Source organism: Vogesella oryzagri, assembly GCF_040148885.1.
GTDB classification, from domain to species: Bacteria; Pseudomonadota; Gammaproteobacteria; order Burkholderiales; family Chromobacteriaceae; genus Vogesella; species Vogesella oryzagri.
Genome location: NZ_JBEFLD010000004.1, coordinates 164,613 through 191,021 on the forward strand (window position 1 = coordinate 164,613; position 26,409 = coordinate 191,021).

Here is a 26,409-nt window from a genome sequence, read left to right on the forward strand (position 1 = left end):
ACTGGAATTGAACCGGGCACGACTGGCCGCCGCCGATCTCTATCATCTGGTGCAGCGGGCCGTGAACCAACAAACGGACAAAGAGGGCAACACAATGACTATTTCCCCGATCCAGGACATCATCGCCGACATCAAGGCCGGCAAGATGGTGGTGCTGATGGACGCCGAAGACCGCGAGAACGAAGGCGATCTGGTGATGGCTGCCGAGCACGTGACGCCGGAGGCGATCAACTTCATGGCCAAGCATGGCCGCGGCCTGATCTGCCTTACCCTGACCGAAGAGCGCTGCAAACAGTTGAACCTGCCGATGATGGCCAGCAACAACGGCACCAGCTTCGGCACCAACTTCACGGTGTCGATCGAGGCCGCCGAGGGTGTCACTACCGGCATCTCCGCCGCCGATCGCGCGCATACCACGCTGGTGGCGGTGGCGCGCGATGCCCGCCCGACCGATATCGTGCAGCCGGGACATGTGTTCCCGCTCAAGGCGCAAAAGGGCGGTGTGCTGGTGCGTGCCGGTCATACCGAGGCCGGCTGCGACCTGTCGCGCCTGGCCGGGCTGGAACCAGCATCGGTGATCTGCGAAATCATGAACGACGACGGCACCATGGCGCGCCTGCCGGAGCTGCTGGAGTTCGCGCAACTGCATGGCCTGAAGGTGGGTACCATCGCCGACCTGATCCACCATCGCAGCCGTACCGAATGCTTTGTGGAAGAAGTGGGCCAGCGCTCGGTGGACACCCCGTTCGGTACCTTCCGCCTGCATGTGTTCCAGGATGTGCTGACCCGTGCCACCCATCTGGCCCTGGTCAGCGGACAGCCGGATGCCGAGCGGGAAACGTTGGTTCGCGTGCACGAACCATTGTCGGTGATGGACATCCTGGACCCGATGGCGGGCCAGCACAGCTGGACCGTGCCAGGCGCACTGGAAGAAATCGCCGAGCAGGGCTGCGGCGTGGTGATCCTGTTGCACCGCCCGGAATCCGGTACCGACCTCTTGGCGCGTGCGCTGCCGGAAAAGGTGGATAGCGGTGTGCGTGCACGCTGGGACAGCAAGACCTTCGGCATCGGTGCGCAAATGCTGCGTGCGCTGGGCGTGGGCAAGATGAAGCTGATGGCGTCGCCGGTGAATCTGCCGTCGATGACTGGCTTCGAGCTGGAAGTGACCGGCTTTGCACAGCCGGAACACGTGCACATCGATTTGGATTAGAATAGACCCCTTTTGTGATTGGTTTTTGCCGCGAGGAGCTGCCGCATGCTGGATCAGGTCAACACTATCGCCCCCGATGTTTTTGGTAAGGGTCTGAAAATCGGCGTGGTCATGGGTCGTTTCAACGAAAACGTCTGCCATGGCCTGCGTGATGCCTGCCTGGCCGAGCTGGTTAACTTGGGCGTGGCAGCCGGCGACATTACTCTGGCTACCGTGCCGGGGGCGCTGGAAGCGCCGCTGGTACTGCAAACCATGGCCAAGTCCGGCCGTTTCGATGCCTTGATCGCGCTGGGCGCGGTGATTCGCGGCGAGACCTATCACTTCGAGCTGGTATCCAATGAATCCGGCGCGGGCATTACCCGTGTCGGCCTGGATTTCAACATTCCGATTGCCAACGCCATTCTCACCACCGAAACCGACGAGCAAGCCGAAGTGCGCATGACGGTCAAAGGGCGTGAAGCGGCGCAGGTGGCGATCGAAATGGTCAATCTGCACAAAGCCCTGCGCGCCTGACCAGGCAGCGCCTGCTCTTTACCGAAGGAATTGCCGTAATGAAAACCGCCCGTCGCCGTGCCCGTGAATATGCCGTTCAGGGTATTTACGAGTGGCAGCTGAATGCCGACCGTCCGGCTTCGCTGATCGAAAAGCACCTGCGCGAAAACGATTACTTCCCCAAGGCCGATGAGGCCCTGTTCCGCGAAATCCTGTTTGGCGTGCTGAACGATTCCGCGCATCTGTCCAAGCTGCTGGTGCCGTTCTACGATCGCGATGCCGCAGAAGTCAGCCCGGTGGAACGCGCCATCATGCTGATGGCTGCGTTCGAGCTGACCGCACACCCGCAGACCCCGTGCCCGGTGATCATCAACGAGGCTATCGAGATCGCCAAGACGTTTGGTGGCACCGACGGCCACAAGTTCGTTAACGGTGTGCTGGACAAATTGGCCGCAGAAGTGCGCGCTGACGAAGTGCAAGCCATCCGCACTCGTCGTCAGGGCGCATAAGCGCGCTGCCGTCGAAGCGTGATGTACCGCTGCTTGCGGCCAACGTTGGCGGCATGGCAGGACAAGGCCCGGCAACGCCGGGCCTTGTCATATGTGCGGTGCGGCGCTGAAGTCTGACGTAGTGAGACCCGCAGTGGTGGGCAGCCTGCAAGTGACGTTACGCTTTGCTCGATAGTCTGAGGTAGTGATGAACGAGTTCGATCTGATTCGCCGCTATTTCACCCATGGCACGCCGGGTGCGGTGCTGGGGGTGGGGGATGATGCGGCCATCCTGCGGCCGACAGCCGGCCATGATCTACATGTTTCTGCCGACATGCTGGTGTCCGGCCGCCATTTTTTTGCCGACGTCGATCCGGAGGCGCTGGGCCACAAGGCTCTGGCGGTGAATCTGTCCGATATGGCAGCCATGGGCGCCACGCCACGCTGGGCCTTACTGGCGCTGGCCTTGCCGCAGCTGGACGAGACCTGGGTGGCGGCCTTCGCGCGCGGCTTTTTCACGCTGGCCGCCGCGCACGGTGTCGGCGTGGTGGGGGGCGACACCACTCGCGGCCCGTTGACACTGTCGGTCACCATCATGGGTGAAACCCCGCAAGGGCAGGCGCTGCGCCGCGATGGCGCACGTGCCGGTGATGATATATGGGTGTCCGGCCAGCTGGGGTTGGCCGCCGCTGCGCTGCAGCAGCGGCTGGGCAAGTTGCCGGGTGTCACGCTGCCGGCGGACTGCCTGCGGCAACTGGAGCGGCCGCAGCCGCGGGTGTCACTGGGCAAGCTGTTGCTGGGTATTGCCCATGCCGCGCTGGATGTGTCCGATGGGTTTGCCGCTGACTTGAGTCATATCCTGGCGCGCTCGCACTGCGGAGCCGAGGTGTGGCTGGATGCATTGCCCGCCCATCCGGCGCTGCAGCCATTGCGCGCGCAGCTGTTGCCCTGCATCGCCGCCGGTGGTGACGATTACGAGCTGTGCTTTACCGCGGCGCCGGAGCGCGCAGCCGCCGTGGAGGCAGCTGCCGCTGCCGCTGGCGTCATGGTCTGCAAGGTTGGCCGCATCAGCATGGTGCCGGGTCTGCGCCTGCTGGCAGGCGACGGCAGTGCCGTGCAGCTGGAAAGGCTGGGTTATGACCACTTTGTCTAAGCCGGATCGACACTTTCTGCTGGCCAGCCCGGCGCATTTTCTGGCGTTGGGTTTCGGTAGCGGGCTGATTACGCCGGCGCCAGGGACCTGGGGCACACTGGCGGCATTGCCGCTGGCCTGGGGGCTGCTGCAGCTGGGTCTGGGTGGCATCTGGCTTGCGCTGCTGTCGCTGCCGCTGTTTGTGCTTGGCGTGTACGTGTGCGAGGTCACCGGCCGCGCGCTGGGGGTGGCGGACAGTGGTCATATCGTGTGGGATGAAATCGTCGCCATGCTGCTGGTGCTGGCGTTTGTGCCGGCGACACCGCTGGCATGGTTGGCCGCCTTCGTTGCCTTCCGCGGTTTCGACATTATCAAGCCGTGGCCCATCCGCTGGCTGGATGCAAAGGTGCATGGCGGTTTTGGTGTCATGCTGGATGACATCGTGGCGGGCATCTTTGCCACAGTTGTATTGAAACTGCTGGCGTTTTTATGAAATAGGCATTGTTCTGCCGCTTTTGTCTGCGTAGCATGTGGCAAAAATTCGAGCGGCTATGGCTATGCAGTTTCATGTGGACGATGGCTTGATCGCAAGCCTGGAACAGACGGAGCAATGCTGGCTGGTGCTGGATGCGCATGGTGTCGTTCGCCATCGCAACCCGCCGGCCAGTTTGCTTTTGGGCGAGACGTTGTCGGCGGGGCAACCGTTGCCGGCGTTGCTGTCTGGTCCGCTGTTGCGGGACTGGTGTGCTCCACTCGATCTGGCGCAGTTGCACGTGGGTGAGCTGACGCTGGGGGTGCAGTTGCAGCCGGCAGTGGGTGGTCTGCAACTGTGCCGGGTGCTGGATCTGGCGCCGGTACTGCAGCAGGAGCGTGAGCGGCGCCAGCGCGAGCAGTATCTGTCGGTACTGTCGGCGCTTTCCAGTCTGGCGGAAAAAAACCGCGTACGGCGGCTGGATCAGGCATTGGCACAGGCGGCCGAGGCGCTGGGCATGGAGATGGGGCTGGTGCTGCGCCGCAATGGCGCGCAACTTGAGGTGGTTGCCCATAGCGCGCCGCAATTGCTCAACCATGGCATGACCCTGCCGCTGGAGCTGGCTTACTGCGAGCAGACTTTGCGCAGCGAGGGCCTGTTGGCGTTGCACGACGTGCTGGAGAGCACCCTGGCGCACAGTGGTTGCTATCAGCAAACCGGTATTCGCAGCTACATCGGTGTGCCGCTGGAAGTGGACGGGCAGTGCTACGGCACGCTGGCGTTCTGTGCCGTGCCGCCGCACGCCCCGTTTACCGAGGCAGATGCGCAGTTTGTGCGCCATCTGGCGCGCTGGACCGGGGCGGTGCTGGAGCGCAAGTTGGCCGCAGACGAGCTGTCGCTGTCCTATCGCATTCTGGAAGAACAGCTGGACTGGCTGCGGCTGGCCGGGCAGGTGGCGCGGCTGGGGCATTGGAGTTATTCGCCGCGCAGCGGCTGGGTGACGCTGTCAGCCGAGGCTTGTGCGCTGCTGGAGTTGCCGCGGCAGCACTTGCCGCTGAGCGAGGTGGAGCGGCGCATGGTGGTGGAAGACCGCCAGCGTTGGCGCAAGGCCTTTGCCAGCTGCTTGTACGAAAGTGGCGAACTGCAGCAGGAGGTGCGGCTGCGGCAGCAGGAGGACCGCGTCAGCTGGCTATCACTGCGAGCGCAATTGGTGGAGCGGGATGATGGCCCATTGCTGTTCGGCGTGTTGATGGATGTGACCGAGGCCAAGGAGTCGCAGCAGCTGATCCTGTACCAGGCATCGCACGACGGCCTGACCGGCTGTGTCAACCGCGTGCTGCTGTTCGACCGGCTGACGCAGGAAATCCGGCGCTGTGAGCGCCTGCAGCAGTCGTTCAGCCTGCTGTTTATCGATCTGGATCACTTCAAGCAGGTTAACGACCATCATGGTCACGATGCCGGCGACAAGGTGCTGATGGCGATTGCCGACCGTTTGCAGCGAATGCTGCGCAGCTCGGATACCGTGGCCAGGGTTGGGGGCGACGAATTCGTGCTGCTGTTGCCCGGTCTGGCGCCGGGGCGCAATCTGCTGCGCCTGCAGCAGGAGGTGTTGGCGCAGATCGAACGCCCGGTGCGTGACGGCCGTCATCATTATCGGGTGTCCGCCAGTATCGGTGTGGCCAGCTACCCGCAGGATGGGGGCGACGCCGGTGCCTTGCTACGCTTTGCCGATGGCCGCATGTACCAGGAGAAAAGGCCGGCGGCACGGCGCAGTTAGCAGTGTTTGACAGCTTGGCCGCAGGGCATAAAAAAACGCCGCAGATCACTGCGGCGTTTGTCGTTGGAGCCGGGGCGCTTACACCTTTACGGTGTCGGCGATGTCCTGGTAGTCCTTGATCTGGTCGAAGTTCAGGTACTTGTAAACCTCGGCCCCCTTCTCGTTGATGATGCCGATGTTGGCCTTGTACTCTTCCACGGTCGGAATCTTGCCCAGCTTGGAGCAGATGGCGGCCAGTTCGGCGGAGCCCAGGAACACGTTGGTGTTCTTGCCCAGACGGTTCGGGAAGTTACGGGTCGAGGTGGACATCACGGTGGCACCTTCGCGTACCTGTGCCTGGTTGCCCATGCACAGCGAGCAGCCCGGCATTTCGGTGCGCGCACCAGCCATGCCGAATACGCCGTAGTGACCTTCGTCGGTCAGCTGCTGTGCATCCATCTTGGTCGGCGGGGCCAGCCACAGTTTTACCGGCAGGTCGCGCTTGCCTTCCAGCAGTTTGGAAGCGGCACGGAAGTGGCCGATGTTGGTCATGCAGGAGCCGATGAATACTTCGTCGATCTTGGTGCCGGCCACTTCGGACATGAACTTCACATCGTCCGGGTCGTTCGGGCAGGCCACGATCGGCTCTTTCACGTCGGCCAGATCGATTTCGATCACCGCGGCGTACTCGGCATCGGCATCGGCCTGTAGCAGTTCGCCATTGGCGATCCACTCTTCCATCTTCTTGATGCGGCGTTCCAGCGTGCGGGCATCGGCGTAACCGTCGGCGATCATGGTCTTCATCAGAGTGATGTTGGAGCGCATGTATTCGGCGATCGGTGCCTTGTTCAGGTGCACGGTGCAGCCGGCGGCGGAGCGCTCGGCGGAGGCATCGGACAGCTCGAATGCCTGTTCCACTTTCAGATTCGGCAGGCCTTCGATTTCCAGCACGCGACCGGAGAAGATGTTCTTCTTGCCGGCCTTGGCCACGGTCAGCAGGCCCTGCTTGATGGCGTACAGCGGGATGGCGTTAACCAGATCGCGCAGGGTCACGCCCGGCTGCAGTTCACCCTTGAAGCGCACCAGTACCGATTCCGGCATGTCCAGCGGCATTACGCCGGTGGCGGCGGCAAACGCTACCAGGCCGGAGCCGGCCGGGAAGGAGATGCCGATCGGGAAGCGGGTGTGCGAGTCGCCACCGGTGCCGACTGTATCCGGCAGCAGCAGGCGGTTCAGCCAGCTGTGGATCACGCCGTCGCCCGGGCGCAGTGCCACACCGCCACGGTTGCTGATGAAGGCTGGCAGCTCTTTGTGCATCTTCACGTCTACCGGTTTCGGGTAGGCGGCGGTGTGGCAGAAGGACTGCATCACCAGATCGGCGGAGAAGCCGAGGCAGGCCAGGTCTTTCAGTTCGTCGCGGGTCATCGGGCCGGTGGTGTCCTGCGAGCCAACGGTGGTCATGCGCGGTTCACAGTAAGTGCCCGGGCGCACGCCCTTGCCTTCCGGCAGGCCACAGGCGCGGCCAACCATTTTCTGTGCCAGCGAGAAGCCCTTGCCGCTGTCTACCGGATCTTTCGGCAGGCGGAATTCGGTGGAGGCCGGCAGACCCAGCGCTTCGCGTGCCTTGGCGGTCAGGCCACGGCCGATGATCAGGTTGATACGGCCACCGGCGCGGACTTCGTCCAGCAGCACGTCGGATTTGAGGCTGAATTTCTCAACCAGTTGGCTGTCTTTTTCGATCTTGCCGTCGTACGGGTAGATGTCGATCACATCGCCCATTTCCAGCTTGGAAACGTCCACTTCGATCGGCAGCGAGCCGGAGTCTTCCTGGGTGTTGAAGAAGATCGGCGCGATCTTGCCGCCCAGGGTTACGCCGCCAAAGCGCTTGTTCGGCACGAATGGGATGTCCTGGCCGGTGGCCCATACCACCGAGTTGGTGGCGGACTTACGCGAGGAACCGGTGCCGACCACGTCGCCGACGTAGGCAACCAGGTTGCCTTTTTGCTTCAGATCTTCGATGAATTGCATCGGGCCGCGCTTGCCGTCTTCTTCCGGCGTGAAGGCCGCGTCCGGGCGGGTGTTCTTCAGCATCGCCAGGTAGTGCAGCGGGATGTCCGGGCGGGACCAGGCATCCGGTGCCGGCGACAGGTCGTCGGTGTTGGTTTCGCCCGGCACCTTGAATACGGTGACGGTGATTTTCTGCGCCACTTCCGGACGGCTGGTGAACCATTCGGCGTCGGCCCAGCTTTGCAGCACGGCCTTGGCATTGGCATTACCGCCTTCGGCAAGTACTTGCACGTCGTGGAAGAAGTCGAATACCAGCAGGGTTTTCTTCAGGCCTTCGGCTGCGACGGCGCCGACTTCGGTATCGGCCAGCAGGTCGATCAGCGGCTTGACGTTGTAGCCGCCCAGCATGGTGCCGAGCAGTTCGGTGGCCTTGGCACGGGAGATCAGCGGCGACTTCACGCTGCCTTCGGCAACGGCGGCCAGGAAGGAGGCTTTTACCTTGGCGGCATCGTCCACGCCCGGCGGAACACGGTGGGTAATCAGCTCAACCAGGGTCTCCTCTTCGCCGGCCGGCGGGTTCTTCAGGAGTTCAACCAGTTCTTCAACCTGTTTGGCGTTCAGCGGCAGCGGCGGAATGCCTAGTGCAGCGCGCTCTGCAACGTGTTGGCGGTAAGCTTGTAGCATGGCTCGGGACCTTTGTGCTTGGGTTGTTTGCAACAAGTCTGTCGGCAGCGGGGTGTCTGCGACAGCCACCCGGGGACGCTATGGTTCTACCCGGTGGTGACTACAGGAAGATTACGCGCAAGCACAGGTGAGCACAAACGAGTAATCGAAACACTGGCTGTGAGTTAAAATCACATCATGAGCACTTACCCCCCTCTCAATGCATTGCGTATTTTCGAGGCGGCAGCAAGGCTGGAAAGCTTTTCTGCGGCGGCCAACGAGTTGCACGTTACCCATGGTGCTGTGAGCAAGCAGATCAAGCAGCTGGAAGAATGGCTGGATGTGCCGCTGTTCGAGCGTGCCAGCGGGCGCGTCAAGCTGACCGAGACCGGCTGGCGCTATCTGGTGCAGATTCAGGATGGGCTGGATCTGATTGCCAACGCCACCTCGCAGCTGCTGCAGCCGGACCGCCAGCGCCGGCTGTCGATCAACTCCACGCCCACGCTGGCCATGTTCTGGCTGCTGCCGCGGCTGGCCAGCTTCCGGGCGCAGTATCCGGACATTGATCTGCACCTGGTGACCTCCGATCGCGACATCAGCCGGCTAGAGGCGCCGTTCGATATCGCCATTCGCCGTGGCCCGGGCGACTGGCCTGGACATATTGCCAAGCCGTTCATGAAAGAGTGGGAGCTGCCGCTGTGCAGCCCGGCGCTGCAGGCGGCCAACCCGCTGCAGACTGCTGCCGATCTGGCGCGACACACGCTGCTGTATGCCGATACCCGTCCGACCGCCTGGCAGCGCTGGTTCACCCTGGCCGGGGTGCCGGATCTGAAGCCGGCCAGTAGTCTGCATTTCGACCGCTTTTCGCTGGCGCTGCAAGCGGCGATCGATGGGTTGGGGGTGGTGTTGGGGCCGTTGCCAATGGCGCAGCAGGCGCTGGATGGCGGCCAGCTGGTGGCACCGTTGGCCGCACCGGTGGTGCCTGTGCGCGATTACTGCTGGATCGCGCCGCGCGCGGCGCTGGACGATGGTGCGATCCACGCCTTTTGCCAGTGGCTGGAACAGCAGGCGGCGGTGGTGTAAAAGCCGCACTGTTAAGCATTGGCTTTTTAATAAATGTGCTTTTATGCGGTGTTGGCATTAGCCGGCGTCGGCTTTGTCGGTATGCTGACGGGTAGATAGCTACAGGACAGAGACACAATGTTTGATCTGCACCATCTGACCGTTTGCCTGGTCGAACCGTCGCGCCCGCAGGGCACCATCATCCAAGGCTACCTGCAGCAGTTGGGTATCGAAAGAGTGACGATCTGTACCGATGGTGCCGCCGCACTGGCCTGTATGCGCGCGGTGCCGCGTCCGGACATCGTGGTGAGTGCAATGTACCTGCCGGATATGACCGGCGCCGATCTGGTGGTAAGCATGCGCGCCGACGAAGATCTGCGCGAGATGCCCTTTGTGCTGATCTCCAGCGAAACGCGGCCGCAACAGCTGGATGCCATTCGCCAGGCCGGCGCCATGGCCATCCTGCCCAAGCCGTTCACGCTGGTCCAGCTGGATCGCGGCCTGTGCTCGGCGCTGGACTACCTGAACGCGGAAGAACTGCGTTCCAGTCTGGAAGGCTTCGATCTGGATGCGCGTCAAGTGCTGCTGGTGGACGACAGCGTGACCTCGCGCCACTACCTGCGCTCGGTGTTGGAGCGCATGGGTTTCGAACACATCAGCGAGGCCGGCAACGGTGCCGAGGCGGTGCCGCTGCTGGATGCGCAGCGCTTCGATCTGATTCTTACCGACTACAACATGCCGGAAATGGATGGCAAGGCGCTGATCGAATACATTCGCAGCCATCCGGTGAATATGGCCAGCCCGGTGTTGATGATTTCCGGCGAGCAAGACTTTGCCCGCCTGGCGGCAGTGGAGGAGGCGGGGGTGTCGGCTATTTGCGACAAGCCGTTCGAGATCGACACCCTGCGCCAGCTGGTTACACAGTTTCTGTAGTGGTCTCGGCGCGCGGCGCCACCCACACCAGTTTTTCTGCCGCGGTGGTCTTGCCGGCCTGGCTGCGCCAGTAGCCGGCGCGCACCGTTTGCGGCCAACTTGCCGGCAAGCCGGGCATGCTGGCCAGCAGTACTTCCTGATTGCCACATTTCAGTTGTTCTGCGCGCAGCTTTTGCCGCTCCTTCTGGCCGCCATTGGCCAGCAGCGTGCATGCGGCGGCAGGCAAGGGCTGCAGCCAGTCGCTGTGCAGCTGCAGGCGCGGCTGGGTCAGTAGTGCCAGGGTGCCGAACGCGGCTTGCAGCCACGGCCGCCAGCCCGCCAGTGCCGGGGTGTCCGGCACCTGCACCGAATCCGGATAATTCACCCCCAGCGTCAGGGCCGCTTCCATGCGGGCAAACCACGGCTTGTCCGCCGGGGCGAAGTCCGGCTGTAGCAACAGCATGTCCAGCCGCTTGGCGGTGGCATCATGGGTAACGAAGGCGGCGCCATGTTGGCCGCCGTGTGCCAGTTGCAGCATGAAGGTGCCGTCCGGCAGGGCCGGCTGCGACGGCAGGGCGGCGGGAGCGCGGGTGTGTGCCAGCGCGGCCTGCAATGCGGGCGCCAGTACGTAAATGCGGCGGCCGTCACGAATGAACTGTCCGTAAGCCTCGGCTAGCACGAACTCGGTCTCACGCTGGGTATCGTTCAGGGGATACAGGCTGGCAGCCTGTTCCAGCTCGCGCTGCACGATGCTGGCGGCTTCGGTGCAGGCCTGCGACGCGCTGGCGGCCTGCTGGAAAACCTGGGCGATGCGCTTGGCCCAGGGGCGGCTTGCCTGGTAACGGGAGCTGTGAAAATCCATGCGACTACTGTCCTGCATCATTCAAAAGGGCGCGATTGTAGCGCAAAGCGACGGCAGGCTTGCGCCGGCGTGTCATTGAAATGTCATGGTGTTGCGGGTAATCTGCCGGCACGTCGAGATTTTGCTATCTCTTCGTGGAGTGATCAGCGGTACCACCGTGCCGTTATCAGTCCTTCCCTTGTTGCAATACCTTGACGGGCTGGCCATGTGGCCGGCCCGCTTTTTTTGCGCTGCGCCATTTGGCGCTGGCATCATCGCGGTTCATCGACATGGCGGCAGGGTTGGCCGCAGCGGAGGAGACGTGCGTATCGGATTCATCGGTCTGGGGCTGATGGGGGTGCCCATGTGCCAGCGGCTGTTGCAGGCGGGGGTAGCGCTGACGGTGTGGAACCGCAGCCCGGGCAAGGCCGATGGCTTGTGCCGGCAGGGCGCAGTGCTGGTGCAGAGCGTTGCCGAGCTGGTGGTCAGTTGTGACGTGGTGATGCTGTGCGTGTCGGATACCGATGCGGTGCAGCAGCTACTGTTTGCCGCTGACGGCATCGCCCGCCATGCCCGTGGCGGCCAGCTGCTGGTGGATTTCTCCAGCATCGCGCCGGCGGCGACCCGCGACATGGCGGCCAGGCTACTGGCGCAGACTGGCATGCGCTGGGTGGATGCGCCGGTGTCGGGCGGCGTGCGTGGTGCGGAGAGCGGCCAGCTGGTGATCATGGCCGGCGGCGAGGTGGCGGATATCGATGCCTTGCGCCCACTGCTGGCGCAGCTGGGGCAGCGTGTCACCCGCATGGGGCCGGTAGGGGCCGGGCAAGTGACCAAGGTGTGCAACCAGCTGATTGTCGCCAGCAACGCCATGCTGATCGCCGAAACCGTGCGTCTTGCCACCGCGGCTGGCGTGGATGCGGGCCAGCTGGCGCCGGCGCTGGCCGGCGGCTTTGCTGATTCGCTGCCATTCCAGATTCTGGCGCCACGCATGGCGGCGCACTGTTTCGAGCCGGTGCAATGGCGGGTGGCCACGCTGCTGAAAGACCTGGGCAATGCGCTGGCACTGGGGCAGGAGAGTGGCAGCACACTGCCGATTGCGACGCTGGCGCAGCAACTGATGCAGCAGCACGCCGGGCAGGCAGGCAATGCGCAGCGTGACCTTGCCAGCGTGATCGAGCTATATGACGGAGCGGGGGCATGCTGAAGTTTGCGGCCAACCTGAGCCTGCTGTTTGCCGAGTTGCCGCTGCCGCAGCGTTTTGCCGCCGCGGCAGCGGCGGGCTTTCCGGCGGTGGAAATCCAGTTTCCTTATGATTATCCGGCAGACGTGCTGGCAACAGCGGCACAGGCGGCTGGGGTGCAGGTCATTCTCATCAACGTGCCCGCCGGTGATTTGATGCAGGGCGGGGCGGGGCTGGCCGGCCATCCGGCGCGGGTGGCTGAGTTTGCCGCCGCCTTGCCTGTGGCGCTGGCCTATGCGCAGGCGCTGGGTGCACGCATGGTCAATGTCTTGCCGGGTCGGCTGCCGGCTGGCGTGTCGCGCGCGCAAGCGCTGGTGGTGCTGGCGGCCAACCTGGCGCGTGCGGCGGACTACTTCCGCCCGTTTGGCATTCGCGTGCTGTGCGAGCCGATCAACGATCTGGATATGCCGGGTTTACTGCTGCGTACCGCCGATGAATTGGCGGCACTGCTGGCGGATGGCAATTGTTGTGACGTTGGCATGCAAGTAGACCTGTATCACATGGCGCGCATGCAGCAGGATATTCCGGCGCTGTTGCGCCGTTATCTGCCGGCCATCGCCCATATCCAGTTTGCCGATGCCCCGGGCAGGGGGGAGCCGGGCAGCGGTGCGCTGCCGTTGGCACAATACTTTGCTTTGTTGGGCGAGCTGGGCTACACCGGCTGGTGCGCGGCGGAATATCGCCCCACTGCGCGCACGCAGGACACCCTGCACTGGTTGTCGGAACTTGCTTGATGTTTTTTTGCATACAATCTTGACCGGCGCTGAAAAATCAGGGGCTTGTCGCGGCTTGTCATGAAAATGTCTTGCAATAAAAAAATATTTTCGTTATAGTGCGCCCTCTTCGAAATTAGCCGACGGATTCAACCCGCGCCGCCGGCCTCTGATATTTCATCGCCTCTGACGCCTTTTGGCCTGTTGCCGCCATGTCCTCTTTCAGGACCGCTGTTTGCCGCTTGTCAGGTTGGTTCGATGACCTGTTACCCCTCAAGCGGGCTTACACCCAGCCTATCCGGCTGGACTGAAAGGATAGACATGCATTTCTCCGATCTCGGATTGCCGACCATTGTTGCCAAGGCCATCGAAACCGCCGGTTACGACACCCCGACGCCGGTACAGGCCGAAGCCATCCCGGCCGCCATCGCTGGCCGCGATCTGCTGGTTTCTGCGCAGACTGGTAGCGGCAAGACCGCAGCCTTCCTGCTGCCGGCACTGACCCGTGTCAGCGAGCGCTCCAAAGGTTCCGGCAATGGCCCGCGCGTACTGGTGCTGACCCCGACCCGCGAACTGGCACAACAGGTAGAAAAGAACGCTCTGGTTTACGGTGAAGGCATGCGCTTCCTGCGCACCGTTACCCTGGTAGGCGGCGCCTCCTTCGGCTTCCAGACCCGCGCCCTGTCGCGCCCGGTAGACATCATCGTGGCCACTCCGGGCCGCCTGATGGACCACATGCGCTCCGGCCGTATCGACTTCTCGCGCCTGGAAATGCTGGTGCTGGACGAAGCCGACCGCATGCTGGACATGGGCTTCATTGAAGATATCGAAACCATCGTTGCCGCCACCCCGGCCGAGCGTCAGACCCTGCTGTTCTCCGCTACCCTGGACGGTATCGTTGGCAAGATGGCCGAGCGCATGACCCGCGACCCGCAGCGTATCGAAATTGAGCGCAAGGAAGAAAGCGGCAACATTGAAGAGCATCTGCTGTACGCCGATGACAACAACCACAAGAACCGTCTGCTGGACGCGATCCTGAAAGAATCCAATTTCGATCAGGCCGTAGTGTTCACCGCCACCAAGATCGGTTCCGAAGAAATCGCCGACAAGCTGTGCGACATGGGTTACTCCGCAGCCTGCCTGCATGGCGACATGCCGCAAAGCTGGCGTAACCGTACCTTGAACGACCTGCGTCGCGGTCGCATCAAGATTCTGGTGGCTACCGACGTGGCTGCGCGTGGTATCGACGTACCGGGCATTGGCCTGGTGGTGAACTACGATCTGCCGAAGCAGGCGGAAGACTACGTGCACCGTATCGGTCGTACCGGCCGTGCCGGCCGCAGCGGCGTGGCAATTACCATCGCCGAATCGCGCGAATTCCACCGCGTGCGTCGTATCGAACAATACCTGAAGCGTCAGCTGGCCGAAGCCGTGATCCAGGGCATGGAGCCGACCCGTCGTCCGCCGAAAGGCCGTCGTCCGCAAGGTGCCGGTGCTGGCGCCCGTGACGGTCAGCGTCGCGGTGGTTACGGTGATCGCAAGCCGGGCAGCGGCTACGCTGGCAAGAGCGGCGGCTACGGCGATCGTCGTGGCAGCAGCGGCCCGCGTCAGGGCGGTCACGGTGGCGAGCGTCGCGCACCACGCGCCGAGTAAGCGCTACTCAGCAGAAAAACCCCGCCACGGCGGGGTTTTTTATTGCCTGCGGCCAACTACCACGTTGGCCGCAGGGTTGCCAGCCGCTACCGGCGGGCGCAAGCTTTGGCCAGATCAAGACTGGGGCACACGCGATGAACATGCTGGATAACCTGTTGAAACTGCTGGATGGCCCGCGCGATGGCGCCATGCTGCGCTTTGGCATCGCCAACGAGTACGCCAAGTTGGAAGATTGGGTGCAGGCGGCCAACTATGCGCACTTGGCACTGGAGAAACAGCACGATTTTTCCGCCGCGTGGAGGCTGCTGGGCAAGGCACTGCTGAATGCCGGCGAGGCCGATGCCGCGCTGGCGGCGTATCGCGATGGCATCACCATTGCCGAGGGCAAGGGTGATATCCAGGCGGCCAAGGAGATGAAGGTGTTTGCGCGCCGTATCGAGAAGGCGCAAGGCGGGGATGCTAGCGGCGGTTGAGGTGGCGCAGGTAGCACTGATCCAGCTTGTGCAATATCGCGGCCAACTGCAGAAACGCCAGCAGGTACAGCGTAATCGTTGCCACATTGAGCGAGGCGTTGTTGCTCAGGCCGCTGTGGCGCAATAGCGCGCCTGCAATAAAGGCAGCCAGCAATAGTCGCAAGAATTTGAAGCAGGAATCAGGCAGGATGAGGCGCATGTCGGCTTTGCGGGTCTGAATAAAAGGCCAATTTATGTTTTTGGCATGGCTGGGTCAGGCCGCGCCGCGCTTCAGCGCCCGCATGGCGTCGGCGAGGCCGGCCACGGTGAGCGGAAACATGCGCTCGCCCATCAGTTCGCGCACCACCTGTACCGATTGCGTGTACTGCCACAACTGTTCCGGCAGCGGATTCAGCCACACCGCATGGCGGAATTGCGCCAGCAGCCGGCGCAACCACACTTCGCCCGGCTCGGCGTTCATGTGCTCCACGCTGCCACCCTTGAGCACGATTTCGTACGGGCTCATGCTGGCGTCACCGACAAAGATCAGCTTGTAGTCCTGGCCGAAGGTGTGGATCACGTCCCAGGTGGGGGTTTTCTGGGTAAAGCGGCGGGCGTTGTCCTGCCACAGGCCTTCGTACACGCAGTTGTGAAAGTAGTAGTACTCCAGATGCTTGAACTCGGTCTTTACCGCAGAGAACAGCTCCTCGCAGGCGCGGATATGGTCATCCATCGAGCCGCCGACATCGAACAGCACCAGTAGCTTCACCGTGTTGTGCAGCTCTGGCGCCAGCTGCACATCCAGCAGGCCGCCATTTTTTGCTGTGGCGGCAATGGTGGCTGGCAGATCCAGCGTTTCGGCGGCGCCGGCGCGGGCAAATTCGCGCAGGCGGCGTAACGCCACCTTGATGTTGCGGGTGCCCAGCTCGACCGAATCGTCGAAATTGCGGAATTCGCGCTGGTCCCACACTTTTACCGCGCGGCGGTGGCGCGACTCGTGCTGGCCGATGCGCACGCCCTCCGGGTTGTAGCCGTAGGCGCCGAACGGGCTGGTGCCGCCGGTGCCTATCCACTTGTTGCCGCCCTGGTGACGCTCCTTCTGTTCTTCCAGCCGCTGGCGCAAGGTGTCCATCAGCTTGTCCAAGCCCATGCCCTGGAGTTGCTGCTTTTCTTCCTCGCTCAGGTATTTCTCCACCTGCTTTCTCAGCCACTCTTCCGGAATGGCGGTCTGCAGATCGTCCAGCGCCATTTCGATGCCGTGGGCGTAGTGGGCGAATACCTGGTCAAAGCGGTCGAAGTATTTTTCGTCCTTGATCAGCACGGTGCGTGCCAGCTGGTAGAACTCATCCACACTGCCAAAGGCCAGTTGCTGGCGCAGTGCCTGCAGCAGGGTGAGGTGTTCCTTGAGCGAGACCGGCAGGCCGGCCTGGCGCAAGGCGAGGAAGAAGTCGAGCAGCATGATAAAAAACCGGTGACAAACGCAGAAAACCAGCCTAGAGTCTCAACTCTAAACAAGTGTTTGATAACGCCGGAGCATAGCACATGAAAGCAGGCAGCCCCATCGCCGACAGTCTGCGCGCAAGCCTTGCCGAACTGCAACAGCACGCGGCCCGGGCGCGGCCGGATTATGCCACGCGCCAGCGCTGGCTGGCCGGGCTGCAGTGCATCGTTACCGAGCACCAGGCCGAGTGGATTGCCGCGCTCAACGCCGATTTCGGCTGTCGCAGCGCGGTGGAAACACGACTGGCCGAACTGTTTCCGGCGCTGGAGGGCATCAGCCTGGCGCGGCGCAAACTGAAAGACTGGATGCGGCCACGGCGCCGTGGCGTGTCGCCGTGGTTCTGGCCGGCGCGGGCCGAGGTGCAGCCGCAGCCGCTGGGCGTGGCCGGCATCATCGTGCCGTGGAACTACCCGGTGTTTCTGGCGCTGGGGCCGTTGACCAGTGCACTGGCGGCGGGCAATCGCGCCATGCTGAAGATGTCGGAGCTGTCGCCGCACAGCGGCGAACTGCTGGCACGGTTGTGCGAGCGCTACCTGGGGCGTGATGTGGTGCGGGTGGTCAACGGCGGGCTGGATGTCGCGGCGGCGTTCGGCAACCTGCCGTTTGACCACCTGCTGTTTACCGGCTCCACCCGGGTTGGCCGCATGGTGATGCAGGCGGCTGCGGCCAACCTGACGCCGGTGACGCTGGAGCTAGGCGGCAAATGCCCGCTGCTGATCGCGCCGGGCGTCGACGTGGCGCGGGCGGCGCGCAGCGTGGTGGCCGGCAAGCTGCTCAACGCCGGGCAGACCTGCGTGGCGCCGGATTACGTGCTGCTGCATGCCGCCGACCGCGATGCCTTTGTCGCCGCCGTGCGTCGCGCCGCGCGCCATGCCTACCCGCGGCTGGCCGACAATCCGGATTACACCGCCATCATCAACCGCCAGCACCTCGAGCGCTTGCTGGCCTGGCGGGACGATGCCCGGCTGCGCGGCGCGCGGGTAGAGGCGCTGTGCGATGAGGACGACACCAGCCTGTTGGCGGCCTGCAAGCTGCCGCTGACGCTGATCGAACAGGCGCCGGCAGACGCCGCGGTGATGCGCGAAGAGATCTTTGGCCCGCTGCTGCCCATCATTAGCTACCAGCAGCTGGACGAAGCGCTGGCGCATATCCAGCGGCATCCGCGGCCACTGGCGCTGTACCTGTTCGACAACGACCGTAGCCGCATTGCCCATGTACTGGACGCCACGCTGGCCGGTGGTGTCTGCATCAACGACACCCTGCTGCATGTGGTGCAGGATCAGCTGCCGTTTGGTGGCGTCGGTGGCTCCGGCATGGGCCATTACCACGGCTACGAGGGTTTTGTGACATTCAGCAAGCTGCTGCCGGTGTTCCGGCAATCGCGGCTGGCCGGTACGGCGCTGACCCGGCCGCCATATGGCAAGGTGGTGCAGGGCTTGCTACGCCTGATGCTGGGGCGGATCAAATGAGGCTGTCGCGGCGGCAGTTGCTGCATACCGGGCTGCTGGGCGGCCTGACTCTGGCGGTGGCCGGGCGACTGGCGCTGCCACCGGCGGCGCCGGGCTTTGCGGCCAACGTGGCCGACCGGCAACTGATCACCGTGCTGGCGCGCGGCATGCTGGGGCCGTTACCCGCCAGCGGGCCGCTGCAGGTGACGGGCAATGTGCTGGCGGCGATCGATAGCCTGCCGCTGGCGTTGCAGACCGAGCTGCGCCAGTTGTTCGACCTGCTGCAGCAGCCACTGGCGCGCCGTCTGCTGGCGGGGGTGGCGGCGCCGTGGCAAGACGCCAGTGACGAGGATGTGCGCGCCTTTCTGCAGCGCTGGCGCCACAGCCGGCTCAGCCTGCTGCGCAGTGGCTACCAGGCCTTGCACAGCCTGCTGTACGCCGCCTGGTATGGCGATGCCGCCAGCTGGCCAGGCATCGATTACCGCTTGCCGCCAACGATGAAAGGTTTGCTATGAGCCGATTGCCGGACCCGTGGCAGACCGGACTCGCCGCCGGCTGGCGGGTGACCGATGCCAGCCAGCTGGAACGCGACCTGCAGCTGGAGTGTGATGTCGCCATCGTTGGCAGCGGTGCCGGTGGCGGCATGGCCGCCGAGCTGCTGGCAAAGGCCGGGCTGCGCGTGGTGCTGCTGGAAGAGGGTGCATTGCACAGCTCCAGCGACTTCCGCCTGGACGAGGCGCAGGCTTACCCGCAGTTGTATCAGGAATCCGCCAACCGCCAAACCGCCGACAAGGGCATCACCATCCTGCAAGGGCGCTGCGTGGGTGGCAGCAGCACGGTGAACTGGACCAGCAGCTTTCGCACGCCGGCAGCCACGCTGGACTGGTGGCGCCAGGCGCACGGCCTGGGCGAGCTGAGCGCGGCCGCCATGCAGCCGTGGTTCGAGCGGGCCGAAGCGCGGCTGGGCATCGTGCCGTGGCAGACCGATCCCAATGCCAACAACGCGGTGTTGGCACGCGGTTGCGAGGCGCTGGGGTTGAGCCATGGCCGCATGCAGCGCAATGTACGTGGCTGCTGGAACCTGGGCTACTGCGGCACCGGCTGCGCCACCAATGCCAAGCAGTCGATGCTGGTCAGCACCATTCCGGCGGCGCTGGCGGCCGGTGCGCAGCTGCTGACCCGGGTGCGGGTACGCCAGTTGCAATTGACCGGTGAGCGCGTCGACGGCGTGTTGGCCGATGCCCTACTGGCCGATGGCGTGCGTCGCAGCGGACGGCTGGTGACGGTAACGGCACGGCAGGTGGTGCTGTCGGCCGGCGCCATCGGCACGCCTGCTATCCTGCTGCGCAGCCGCGCGCCGGACCCGTATCGTCAGCTGGGTCGGCGCACGTTTCTGCATCCGGTGCTGTTGTCCGGCGCGATCTTTGCCGAGCGCATCGAGGGCTATTATGGCGCGCCACAGTCGGTGTACAGCGATCACTTTCTGCACAACGGTGCCATCGACGGCCCGCTGGGCTACAAGCTGGAAGTGCCGCCGATCCACCCGCTGATCATGGCCGCCACCTTGCCCGGCAACGGCGCGGCTCATCAGCGGCTGATGCAGCGGATGCCGCATCTCAATGTCACCCTGGCGCTGTTGCGCGACGGCTTTCACCCGCAAAGCGTGGGCGGGCAGGTGCGGCTGCGTGGCGATGGCTCGCCTGTGCTGGATTACCCGCTGGGCGCGGTGGAGTGGGAGGCGGCGCGGCGCGCCCTGCTGAGTATGGCGGAGCTGCAGTTTGCCGCCGGTGCGCGTGCGGTGTTGCCGGTGCACGAGGATGCCGGGCTGGCCCGCAGCTGGCGCCAAGCGCGGCAGATGATTGCCGCGCTGCCGATGCAGATTCTGCGCACCCGGGTGGTCAGCGCGCATGTGATGGGTGGCGCGGCGATGGCCGCGGACCAGCGGCACGGCGTGGTGGATGGCTACGGCCGTCACTGGCAGCTGCAGAACCTGACCGTGATCGACGGCTCGCTGTTTCCTACCAGCATCGGCGCCAACCCGCAGCTGTCGGTGTACGGCTTTGCCTTGCGTGCGGCGCAGGCGCTGCGGCAGCGCATGGCCTGACGGGGGTGCGCTGTACAACGACATGCGGCCAACCTTGGGTAAAGGTTGGCCGCATGTTTTGGGTGGCTGAGCGCCGGCTTAGAACAGCTCGATATCGCCACTGGCCGCGGCATCGCCGGCGCCCAGCGCCAGTTCGCTGGTGCGGGCGCGGTTACGGCGCTGGTCGTTCCATTGGAAGTGGCCCAGTTCAAAGTGGGTCAGGGCGTTTTTCAGGCGCTCGCTGAGCTTGCGCAGGTCTTCCGGCGATACCGCGTGGATGCGGCTGGTGCTCAGTGCATCCTGGTTCAGTTGTACCAGGATATCGCAGGAGCTCTTGGATGCGTTCACCGCCTCGGCCTGGGCGGCAACGGCGTCGCCGATGCCGTTGGCGGCGGTGTTGATGTCGGAAATGGCCGCGGTCACCTGGTCCAGCTTGGCGCGCGAGCTGCCGGCATGGGTGGCGGTGTCGTCGGCGCGCCGCTGCGAGGCGGCCATGGTTTTCACCACGGTGCGGGTGCCATGCTGCACTTCGCCCATGATGTCGCGCACCTGGGTGGTGGCCTCCTGGGTGCGGTGCGCCAGCTTGCGCACCTCGTCCGCAACCACGGCAAAGCCACGACCGGCCTCGCCGGCGCGGGCCGCTTCGATGGCAGCATTCAGCGCCAGCAGATTGGTCTGGTCGGCGATGTCACGGATCACGTCCAGGATGCTGCCAATGCGATCGGAGGCGGCCGACAGCGCCTGCACATCGCGCTCCGATTGTTCCAGCATGCGCGCCACTTCGGTGACGCCGTCGATCACGGTCAGCGTTGCCTCACGGCTGACGCCCATGTCCTGCTCGGCGTTGGCAGCGGCCGCGGTAATCGCCTGCAGTTGGCCGCGCAGCTGTTCCGCCTGGGCGATCATGCTGGCGATGCCCTGGATCAGTACTTCGCCATGCGAGGCCTGCAGCATGTTTTTCTGCAGGATGGCGCTATAGGTGTCGGTAAGCTCCTGCGCCATCGGCATCAGCCGCGCGGCGCTGGCGATCACCTCACCGAAGGAGTCGTCGATGCGTTGAAACACGCCGTTGATGTGGCCGGCGCTGTCTTCCCAGTGCCGGTATTCTTTTTCCGGCAACGGCCGTGCCAAGTTGATCGGATCGGTGGCCAGGTCTTCCAGGTGACGGTTGATGCCCTGCAGGGGGCGGATGAAGTGACGCTGTGCGCGCCAGCCCAGCAGCAGCAGAATCAGCGCGCAGCTCAGCAAGGCAATGGCCAGCTGCAGGCCGCTGGAGGCGGGCAGCAACAGACCGGCAAAGGGCAGTAGCAGTGCAGGTAGGGCGGGTGCAATAAAATGAAAAGTGATGGACTTCATCCGGAGGTTCCCCGATTTTCTTGTTGTGCGGCATAACCCTAGGTGGCGGACGTGTATTATCCGGGCATCTTTCCGGGTGGCAAGACCGCTTAGGGTAATATATCGATACCGGCCTTTTTTAGGCCAGCAAAAAGGCAAAATCATGTGGGATTGGCTGTTGGGTAGCGGGCATCCGGTATCCAGACAGGATGTAGAAGGCGCGGTGGAAATGCTGGTGGAGCAGGTGGAGCCACGGCTGCGACTGCTGCCGGATGGACGGCGCAAGCTGCGGCGCGGGGTCAAGCGCACCCTGCAATACATGCACGAGCTGTGCGAGACGCTGCCCGAATCGCTGGACCTGAGCCTGCCCGGCTACAGTCTGGATCGCCGTGTCGGGCTGCTGTTTTCCTCGCCGCAGTCGCTAAGCGACATTCTGGCCGGCAGCGAATCGCTGCATGATTATTTTGCCCGCCCGTCATCGGCCGATACCGTGCAGCTGATGCTGTCGATGCAACCCAGCGAAACCCACCGCCTGGGTAGCATGCTGATGCCGGATGGCTCGATCCGCAAGGATGTGCCGCAGACGATTTTGAGCTTCGACCGCCACCGTTTCATCGCCGCCGGCAGCACCCGCGACGAGGCGGTGCGCAAGGGGCGCGAGCATGCCTATGCGGTGTGGTGTGCCAGTCTGGGGCAGGGCATGCAGGAGCTGGAAGCCCGCCGCCGGCTGCTGGAAATCGAGCGCCAGGCACTGCAGCTACAGCTGAAAACCGGCGCCGGGGTGCTGAATGCCGAGGCGTTGAACCTGAGCGGCGTGCTGACGCGGGAACAGGCCGGGGAGCGACTGGAGCAGGTGCAGCGCGAACTGGCCGATGGCAGCAAGCTTGGCTCGCTGGCCGGCAAGCTGCAGCTACTGCAGCAGATCGTGGAAGGGCCGGAAGAGTACATCAAGGCGCGGCAGGATACGGTGTGGGTCAACCGCATGGGGGTGCTGACGCCGCCGGATCAGGGTGGCCAGCAGCTGGACTACGCCGAAGTGCTATTGGGCTATGTGCAGCAGCGCCGCCGGGTGGTGTTTCCGGCCACGCTCAGCCGCGATGCCTGGCGCGAATGGCAGCAACGTTGGCCGCAACAGGGCAGCCTGGGCGGGCGGTAAGTCTGGCAGGCGGCTACGCCATGCCGCCGCAGACGATCAGCGGTATCTGCATCTCGGCGGCGCTCATGCCGCCGTGGTTGCCGATCAACCGCGGTCGCTCCTTGTCGTCCACCATCTGCAACAGCCCCCAGTCGTCCTTCATCAGTAGCACGAAATCGCCCAGCCGGGCCACCAGTTGCGGGTGATACGGCGGCGGGCCGAACCACTCGGCGGCCAGCACGTCTGCTGCCTTCAGCACCCATAAGCTATGCCCCAGCGCCGCGGTGACGGCGGCGGGGAAGGAGTCGCGGCATTCCGGTCGCACTTGGCAGAATGCCACCCGCGGCTCACCGGACAGCGGTCGAGCCAGCATGGAGGCCAATTCCGGATAGTCGTTGAGGAACAGCAGCTTCTCCGGCGGGATGTCCAACTGGCCATGGTCGGCGGTGATCAGCAGCCGGGTGTTGCCCGGCAGCTGCTCGATCAAGGCGGCACAGTGGCCATCCAGTCGCTGCAGCAGCTGCCGTGCCCGCGCATGCTGCGTGCCCTTGTGGTGCATCAGCGAATCCAGATCCGGGATATAGGCATACACGAACTTGCGGCCCGGCTGTTGTGCTAGCGCCGCCAGCTGGGAAAACAGCGCATCGTAGCCGTGCCACGGTAGCGCCTCCGCCACGCCGCCGTGATGCTGGCTGTAGCGCGAATCGGCGATATACGCCGGCTGCAGCACATAGGGGCGGCGCGCGCCGGCCGTCAGCGCCGACGGCTGGCGATACAGGGTGGCGGCCAGAATGTCATCCGGCAGCGGCTCGCCATCCTCGCGCCAGTGTTCGCGCAGTGGCAGCGGGGTGGCGATGCAGCCGGCTTCCGGTGCCCAGATGTGCCACGCCAGCAGGCCGTGCTGCGATGGCGCGACGCCGGTCAGCAGCGTGGTGATAGCCGCGGTGGTGGTGCTGGGAAACACCGAGCGCAAACTGCAGTGCGGCTGGCGGGCCAGCCAGCCATCCGGCGCCAGTGCGGCCAACTGTGCCTCGCCCATGCCGTCGATCAACAACAGAATGATGGTTTCCACCTGCTCCAGATCATCCAGCAGCGGGTGCTGCAGCGGCGCCAGCCCCGGCGTGCCGTGCAGGCGCGCGGCCAGGTTGGCAAGGCTGTGCTGGTAGTCGGGTGCCACAAGATCGGCGGGCAGTTGGGCTGGGGTGTGCATGGTGATGTCGGCAAGTGGCGGGTATAGTCACGGTTTTACCATGCCGGGCGGCCCGCTGCCCATTTCACCGCCATGCAAGCACTTCGAGTCAGCTGTACCGAGTGCGGCGCCTGCTGCGCCGCCTTCCGCGTGTCGTTCCACAAATCCGAGCTGGCGCATGGCGATGTGCCGGGGGTGCCGCCAGCGATGGCGGTGCACGAGGTGGCCAACACCATGCGCATGTGCGGCACCGACGAATCGGTATCGCGCTGCGTGGCGCTGGAAGGCGAGGTGGGCAAGCAGGTGTCGTGCAGCATCTACCCGCTGCGGCCGTCGCCATGCCGCGAGTTTGGCCAGCTGGCGGCGGTGGGCATCTACGAGGAAGCCTGCAATCGCGCGCGCAGCCGTCATGGCTTGCCGCCGTTGCCGGTGGAGCAGTGGTAGCCGCTTACCGACCGCTCACATGACACAAGGGCGCCCCGCGGGGCGCCCTTGTCGTTGCGGCCAACCTTTGCGGCGGCGTCTAGCCGTAGGCCAGGCTCAGGTGGTTATCCCATTTCACCGGGTAGCGGCGGCTGCGGCTGGCGTCGATCTGCAGTGTGGCGCTCTCCAGCCACACGATGTCGCCCAGCTCGTTGCTGATGATGAAATAGCGCCCGTCACGCGTCGCCGCCACGCCGGAAGGCTTGGCCAGCGGCACTGCGGCCAGATAGTTGCCGTGACCATCCCAGCACAGCACCACGTCGCCACGGGTGGCGGTGGCGACAATGCGGTTGGCGCTGGCGGCGACGCTGGAGGCGTAACCATCGCAGCTTGTCAGCAGCGCCGCCGGCTGCGGCAGCATGCGTAGGCCGCTGTCCGGCTGCCACAGTGCGGCCACCGGCACGCTGTCGTCGTCACCCTCGTACTGCAGCGCCACCGCGTAGCGGTTGGCCGCCACTCGCGCCAGATGGCGAATGGAGTAGCGCGAGTCCGGCAGCTTGTACTGTGCCACGCTGCCGCCTTGCTGCAGGTCGATCACGTCCAGACTGGGCTGCATGCTGCGCAGGTTCAGCTTGATGCGACCGCTTTCCGGCAGGGTGAGGATACCGCCGTTGGCCACCAGCACGCGGCCATCGTCCATGCCCAGTAGCTCGTGCGGGCCAATGCCGCCGGAGGGCAGCTCGGCCAGCGGCTGTAGCGTGGCCAGGTCGCGCACGGTGAGCAGGCCGTTGCCGCTGTCGATGTCGCTGTCGGTGGTCAGCAGTTGGCCGGCATGCACGATGCCGTGGCCAAAGCCGTGGCGATTGTCCGGGTAGTCGTACCACGCCACGGTGGCGCCGCTGTGCCAATTGAAGCGGGTAATCTGGAAGCCGGGACGGCGTGCGAACACGATGGCTTCCTGTCCCGGCAGTAGCGCCAGGTGGTGGCCGCGTGCCGGCAGGGCAAGCGCCGCCGCGGACCCGGCTGCGCCGGCGCGGTGCTGGTTGCGGCCAACGTCGTAGGCGGACAGCACCCTAAAACTGTCTTCGCCGGCATGGGCATACAGCGGCCACGCCGCCAGTGCCAGTGCACCGGCTTGCAGCAGGCGGCGGCGGGTCGGGTCAATCGCCATCGGATTCATTGAAGCTGAGGGTGATGTCCAGTGCCTGCGTCACCGGGCCTTCCAGCGCATCCATCAGCGCTTCCAGCGCATCGGTGCTGGCGGCGGCGCGGCTGCTGTTGCCCACTTGCACCAGATTGTCCGGCAGCTGCTGCAGGCCGCTTTCCACGGCGGCAACCTTGCTGACCAGCTCGGCTGCCAGAGCCGGCTGTTTGTCGGCCAGCAGCAATGTCAGCCCGCTCTTGTTGTCGGCACCCACCAGCACCGCGTGCAGCAGGGCAAACTGGGTGCGCACCAGCTGTTTGCCACTGGCGCTGCGCTGGCCGATAACCTGTTCCGGTTTGACGCTGCCGATACGCGCCAACTCCTTGTGCAGCTCGTTCAGCCCCGCCAGGGTCAGGTTGACCACTTCTTCCAGTGGCTGCTTGCTGTTGCTGTACGGCGCGCCGGTTTCGCCGCTGCGGGTGAGGTCGGCGGCAAAGCGTTGCCAGTCGGCCAGCAGGACCGGGGTGTGGCTGGCGATTTCCGCGGCGTTGCGCTGCAGCCACTGGCAACGGGCCGGCTGTGACAGTTGGCTGGCGCTGTCGTACAGCGTGTATTCGATGGCGTTGTAGCCCTTGGCGGCGGCGCCGGCCTGCTCGTAGCCCTCGGCGCTGGCGCCCAGCTTCTGGCCGATGGCGGCCTCGATCAGCGCCGGGCGGGTGGGGCGGAAGGCGATCACGCGCTGGCTGCGACGCTCGGCGGTGGGGCCCCAGTTCAGCGGTGCCACGGCCTGCCAGTTGCGGTAGGCAGTCAGCCAGGCCTGGCGGCTAGTGGTCAGCGCGGCTTTGCCCGGCGTACGGCACAGTGCGTCGATGCTACTGGCCAGTTGCCGGCTGCTGTCAGCCACCTGGTGGTAGCGCGGCAGCAGTTCGTGCTGCGTCAGTTGTTGCAGAAACTGTTGCTCGGCCGGAGTGTTGGCCGCAGCCACGGCGGGCAGCAGGCCGGCCAGCAGCCAGCAAGTGGCATGCAGGGTCTTGGGCATAGTGGAGTCCTGATTGGGC

25 protein-coding genes are annotated in these 26,409 nt (G+C 64.5%); 17 read left to right on the forward strand and 8 right to left on the reverse strand.

What is annotated here, in order from left to right:
• Positions 1 to 94: 94 nt before the first annotated feature.
• From ribBA to ABNW52_RS08515, 6 genes are all read left to right on the forward strand, one after another.
• Entirely contained in the window at positions 95 to 1,210 is a 1,116-nt protein-coding gene (gene ribBA / locus ABNW52_RS08490; RefSeq protein WP_386107606.1) for a bifunctional 3,4-dihydroxy-2-butanone-4-phosphate synthase/GTP cyclohydrolase II, read from the forward strand.
• A gap of 45 nt (positions 1,211 to 1,255) precedes the next feature.
• Positions 1,256 to 1,723, forward strand: a complete 468-nt coding sequence (gene ribH / locus ABNW52_RS08495) for a 6,7-dimethyl-8-ribityllumazine synthase (protein ID WP_349586360.1) — start codon at positions 1,256 to 1,258, stop codon at positions 1,721 to 1,723.
• A 38-nt stretch (positions 1,724 to 1,761) separates the two neighbouring features.
• Complete coding sequence (gene nusB / locus ABNW52_RS08500; protein WP_349586362.1) at positions 1,762 to 2,211, forward strand: transcription antitermination factor NusB; 450 nt, start codon at positions 1,762 to 1,764, stop codon at positions 2,209 to 2,211.
• 187 nt (positions 2,212 to 2,398) lie between these two features.
• The gene (gene thiL, locus ABNW52_RS08505; RefSeq protein ID WP_349586365.1) at positions 2,399 to 3,343 is read left to right on the forward strand and encodes a thiamine-phosphate kinase; all 945 of its coding nucleotides are present in this window, start codon (positions 2,399 to 2,401) and stop codon (positions 3,341 to 3,343) included.
• Positions 3,327 to 3,815 carry a phosphatidylglycerophosphatase A family protein gene (locus ABNW52_RS08510; protein WP_349586367.1) on the forward strand — a complete coding sequence of 163 codons (489 nt, stop codon included), beginning with the start codon at positions 3,327 to 3,329 and terminating at the stop codon, positions 3,813 to 3,815. The genes thiL and ABNW52_RS08510 overlap by 17 nt, the downstream gene beginning before the upstream one ends.
• A gap of 58 nt (positions 3,816 to 3,873) precedes the next feature.
• Complete coding sequence (locus ABNW52_RS08515; RefSeq protein ID WP_349586370.1) at positions 3,874 to 5,571, forward strand: sensor domain-containing diguanylate cyclase; 1,698 nt, start codon at positions 3,874 to 3,876, stop codon at positions 5,569 to 5,571.
• A 78-nt stretch (positions 5,572 to 5,649) separates the two neighbouring features.
• Here ABNW52_RS08515 and acnB read toward each other — a convergent pair whose 3' ends face one another.
• The gene (gene acnB, locus ABNW52_RS08520; RefSeq protein ID WP_349586373.1) at positions 5,650 to 8,241 is read right to left on the reverse strand and encodes a bifunctional aconitate hydratase 2/2-methylisocitrate dehydratase; all 2,592 of its coding nucleotides are present in this window, start codon (positions 8,239 to 8,241) and stop codon (positions 5,650 to 5,652) included.
• 177 nt (positions 8,242 to 8,418) lie between these two features.
• On the opposite strand from acnB, the gene gcvA reads away from it, so the two are divergent.
• Entirely contained in the window at positions 8,419 to 9,303 is an 885-nt protein-coding gene (gene gcvA, locus ABNW52_RS08525) for a transcriptional regulator GcvA (protein WP_349586375.1), read from the forward strand.
• Between the two features lie 117 nt (positions 9,304 to 9,420).
• A complete protein-coding gene (locus ABNW52_RS08530; RefSeq protein WP_349586378.1) occupies positions 9,421 to 10,215 on the forward strand; it encodes a response regulator in 795 nt (264 codons plus the stop codon).
• Here ABNW52_RS08530 and ABNW52_RS08535 read toward each other — a convergent pair.
• A complete protein-coding gene (locus tag ABNW52_RS08535) occupies positions 10,199 to 11,056 on the reverse strand; it encodes a hypothetical protein (RefSeq protein ID WP_349586381.1) in 858 nt (285 codons plus the stop codon). The two genes, ABNW52_RS08530 and ABNW52_RS08535, sit on opposite strands and share 17 nt — an antisense overlap.
• 205 nt (positions 11,057 to 11,261) lie before the next feature.
• Between ABNW52_RS08535 and ABNW52_RS08540 the strand changes: the two genes are divergently transcribed.
• From ABNW52_RS08540 to ABNW52_RS08555, 4 genes are all read left to right on the forward strand, one after another.
• Entirely contained in the window at positions 11,262 to 12,239 is a 978-nt protein-coding gene (locus tag ABNW52_RS08540) for an NAD(P)-dependent oxidoreductase (RefSeq protein ID WP_386107443.1), read from the forward strand.
• The gene (locus ABNW52_RS08545; RefSeq protein WP_349586385.1) at positions 12,233 to 13,009 is read left to right on the forward strand and encodes a hydroxypyruvate isomerase family protein; all 777 of its coding nucleotides are present in this window, start codon (positions 12,233 to 12,235) and stop codon (positions 13,007 to 13,009) included. The genes ABNW52_RS08540 and ABNW52_RS08545 overlap by 7 nt, the downstream gene beginning before the upstream one ends.
• A 300-nt stretch (positions 13,010 to 13,309) precedes the next feature.
• On the forward strand, positions 13,310 to 14,641 hold the full coding sequence (locus ABNW52_RS08550; RefSeq protein WP_349586388.1) for a DEAD/DEAH box helicase: 1,332 nt from the start codon (positions 13,310 to 13,312) through the stop codon (positions 14,639 to 14,641).
• Between the two features lie 134 nt (positions 14,642 to 14,775).
• Entirely contained in the window at positions 14,776 to 15,114 is a 339-nt protein-coding gene (locus tag ABNW52_RS08555; RefSeq protein WP_349586390.1) for a hypothetical protein, read from the forward strand.
• On the opposite strand, the gene ABNW52_RS08560 is transcribed toward ABNW52_RS08555, so the two are convergent.
• Positions 15,101 to 15,313, reverse strand: coding sequence for a hypothetical protein (locus ABNW52_RS08560; protein ID WP_349586393.1), 213 nt, complete (start codon positions 15,311 to 15,313; stop codon positions 15,101 to 15,103). The genes ABNW52_RS08555 and ABNW52_RS08560 overlap by 14 nt on opposite strands.
• Before the next feature lie 54 nt (positions 15,314 to 15,367).
• Complete coding sequence (locus ABNW52_RS08565) at positions 15,368 to 16,552, reverse strand: vWA domain-containing protein (RefSeq protein WP_349586395.1); 1,185 nt, start codon at positions 16,550 to 16,552, stop codon at positions 15,368 to 15,370.
• Positions 16,553 to 16,635: 83 nt separating this feature from the next.
• Between ABNW52_RS08565 and ABNW52_RS08570 the strand changes: the two genes are divergently transcribed.
• From ABNW52_RS08570 to ABNW52_RS08580, 3 genes are read left to right on the forward strand one after another with little or no spacing between them, the layout of a single operon-like run.
• Positions 16,636 to 18,063, forward strand: coding sequence for a coniferyl aldehyde dehydrogenase (locus ABNW52_RS08570; RefSeq protein WP_349586398.1), 1,428 nt, complete (start codon positions 16,636 to 16,638; stop codon positions 18,061 to 18,063).
• Complete coding sequence (locus ABNW52_RS08575; RefSeq protein ID WP_349586401.1) at positions 18,060 to 18,557, forward strand: hypothetical protein; 498 nt, start codon at positions 18,060 to 18,062, stop codon at positions 18,555 to 18,557. Before ABNW52_RS08570 ends, ABNW52_RS08575 begins: the two co-directional genes overlap by 4 nt.
• Positions 18,554 to 20,146: a GMC family oxidoreductase gene (locus tag ABNW52_RS08580; protein ID WP_349586403.1), complete on the forward strand. Its 1,593-nt coding sequence runs from the start codon at positions 18,554 to 18,556 to the stop codon at positions 20,144 to 20,146. Before ABNW52_RS08575 ends, ABNW52_RS08580 begins: the two co-directional genes overlap by 4 nt.
• Positions 20,147 to 20,224: 78 nt before the next feature.
• Here the strand turns inward: ABNW52_RS08580 and ABNW52_RS08585 are convergent, their stop codons facing one another.
• Complete coding sequence (locus ABNW52_RS08585; RefSeq protein ID WP_349586406.1) at positions 20,225 to 21,481, reverse strand: methyl-accepting chemotaxis protein; 1,257 nt, start codon at positions 21,479 to 21,481, stop codon at positions 20,225 to 20,227.
• 142 nt (positions 21,482 to 21,623) lie between these two features.
• On the opposite strand from ABNW52_RS08585, the gene ABNW52_RS08590 reads away from it, so the two are divergent.
• Positions 21,624 to 22,616: a hypothetical protein gene (locus tag ABNW52_RS08590; protein ID WP_349586408.1), complete on the forward strand. Its 993-nt coding sequence runs from the start codon at positions 21,624 to 21,626 to the stop codon at positions 22,614 to 22,616.
• Between the two features lie 13 nt (positions 22,617 to 22,629).
• On the opposite strand, the gene ABNW52_RS08595 is transcribed toward ABNW52_RS08590, so the two are convergent.
• A complete protein-coding gene (locus tag ABNW52_RS08595) occupies positions 22,630 to 23,805 on the reverse strand; it encodes an alkaline phosphatase family protein (RefSeq protein WP_349586411.1) in 1,176 nt (391 codons plus the stop codon).
• A gap of 72 nt (positions 23,806 to 23,877) precedes the next feature.
• On the opposite strand from ABNW52_RS08595, the gene ABNW52_RS08600 reads away from it, so the two are divergent.
• Complete coding sequence (locus ABNW52_RS08600; RefSeq protein ID WP_349586413.1) at positions 23,878 to 24,228, forward strand: YkgJ family cysteine cluster protein; 351 nt, start codon at positions 23,878 to 23,880, stop codon at positions 24,226 to 24,228.
• A gap of 79 nt (positions 24,229 to 24,307) precedes the next feature.
• Here ABNW52_RS08600 and ABNW52_RS08605 read toward each other — a convergent pair whose 3' ends face one another.
• Together ABNW52_RS08605 and ABNW52_RS08610 are read right to left on the reverse strand one after the other, a co-directional pair.
• Entirely contained in the window at positions 24,308 to 25,378 is a 1,071-nt protein-coding gene (locus ABNW52_RS08605) for a DUF1513 domain-containing protein (protein ID WP_349586416.1), read from the reverse strand.
• A complete protein-coding gene (locus ABNW52_RS08610; protein ID WP_349586419.1) occupies positions 25,368 to 26,390 on the reverse strand; it encodes an imelysin family protein in 1,023 nt (340 codons plus the stop codon). Before ABNW52_RS08610 ends, ABNW52_RS08605 begins: the two co-directional genes overlap by 11 nt.
• Positions 26,391 to 26,409: the final 19 nt, after the last annotated feature.

Coding starts and splice junctions, on each gene's coding strand:
- acnB (WP_349586373.1), bottom strand. CDS start 8,241: ATGCTACAAGCTTACCGCCAACACGTTGCAGAGCGCGCTGCACTAGGC.
- ABNW52_RS08590 (WP_349586408.1), top strand. CDS start 21,624: ATGTGGGATTGGCTGTTGGGTAGCGGGCATCCGGTATCCAGACAGGAT.
- ABNW52_RS08555 (WP_349586390.1), top strand. CDS start 14,776: ATGAACATGCTGGATAACCTGTTGAAACTGCTGGATGGCCCGCGCGAT.
- nusB (WP_349586362.1), top strand. CDS start 1,762: ATGAAAACCGCCCGTCGCCGTGCCCGTGAATATGCCGTTCAGGGTATT.
- gcvA (WP_349586375.1), top strand. CDS start 8,419: ATGAGCACTTACCCCCCTCTCAATGCATTGCGTATTTTCGAGGCGGCA.
- ABNW52_RS08510 (WP_349586367.1), top strand. CDS start 3,327: ATGACCACTTTGTCTAAGCCGGATCGACACTTTCTGCTGGCCAGCCCG.
- ABNW52_RS08515 (WP_349586370.1), top strand. CDS start 3,874: ATGGCTATGCAGTTTCATGTGGACGATGGCTTGATCGCAAGCCTGGAA.
- ABNW52_RS08565 (WP_349586395.1), bottom strand. CDS start 16,552: ATGCTGCTCGACTTCTTCCTCGCCTTGCGCCAGGCCGGCCTGCCGGTC.
- ABNW52_RS08600 (WP_349586413.1), top strand. CDS start 23,878: ATGCAAGCACTTCGAGTCAGCTGTACCGAGTGCGGCGCCTGCTGCGCC.
- ABNW52_RS08530 (WP_349586378.1), top strand. CDS start 9,421: ATGTTTGATCTGCACCATCTGACCGTTTGCCTGGTCGAACCGTCGCGC.
- ribBA (WP_386107606.1), top strand. CDS start 95: ATGACTATTTCCCCGATCCAGGACATCATCGCCGACATCAAGGCCGGC.
- ABNW52_RS08545 (WP_349586385.1), top strand. CDS start 12,233: ATGCTGAAGTTTGCGGCCAACCTGAGCCTGCTGTTTGCCGAGTTGCCG.
- ABNW52_RS08540 (WP_386107443.1), top strand. CDS start 11,262: ATGTGGCCGGCCCGCTTTTTTTGCGCTGCGCCATTTGGCGCTGGCATC.
- ABNW52_RS08580 (WP_349586403.1), top strand. CDS start 18,554: ATGAGCCGATTGCCGGACCCGTGGCAGACCGGACTCGCCGCCGGCTGG.
- ABNW52_RS08575 (WP_349586401.1), top strand. CDS start 18,060: ATGAGGCTGTCGCGGCGGCAGTTGCTGCATACCGGGCTGCTGGGCGGC.
- ABNW52_RS08535 (WP_349586381.1), bottom strand. CDS start 11,056: ATGGATTTTCACAGCTCCCGTTACCAGGCAAGCCGCCCCTGGGCCAAG.
- ribH (WP_349586360.1), top strand. CDS start 1,256: ATGCTGGATCAGGTCAACACTATCGCCCCCGATGTTTTTGGTAAGGGT.
- ABNW52_RS08605 (WP_349586416.1), bottom strand. CDS start 25,378: ATGGCGATTGACCCGACCCGCCGCCGCCTGCTGCAAGCCGGTGCACTG.
- thiL (WP_349586365.1), top strand. CDS start 2,399: ATGAACGAGTTCGATCTGATTCGCCGCTATTTCACCCATGGCACGCCG.
- ABNW52_RS08585 (WP_349586406.1), bottom strand. CDS start 21,481: ATGAAGTCCATCACTTTTCATTTTATTGCACCCGCCCTACCTGCACTG.
- ABNW52_RS08550 (WP_349586388.1), top strand. CDS start 13,310: ATGCATTTCTCCGATCTCGGATTGCCGACCATTGTTGCCAAGGCCATC.
- ABNW52_RS08560 (WP_349586393.1), bottom strand. CDS start 15,313: ATGCGCCTCATCCTGCCTGATTCCTGCTTCAAATTCTTGCGACTATTG.
- ABNW52_RS08595 (WP_349586411.1), bottom strand. CDS start 23,805: ATGCACACCCCAGCCCAACTGCCCGCCGATCTTGTGGCACCCGACTAC.
- ABNW52_RS08610 (WP_349586419.1), bottom strand. CDS start 26,390: ATGCCCAAGACCCTGCATGCCACTTGCTGGCTGCTGGCCGGCCTGCTG.
- ABNW52_RS08570 (WP_349586398.1), top strand. CDS start 16,636: ATGAAAGCAGGCAGCCCCATCGCCGACAGTCTGCGCGCAAGCCTTGCC.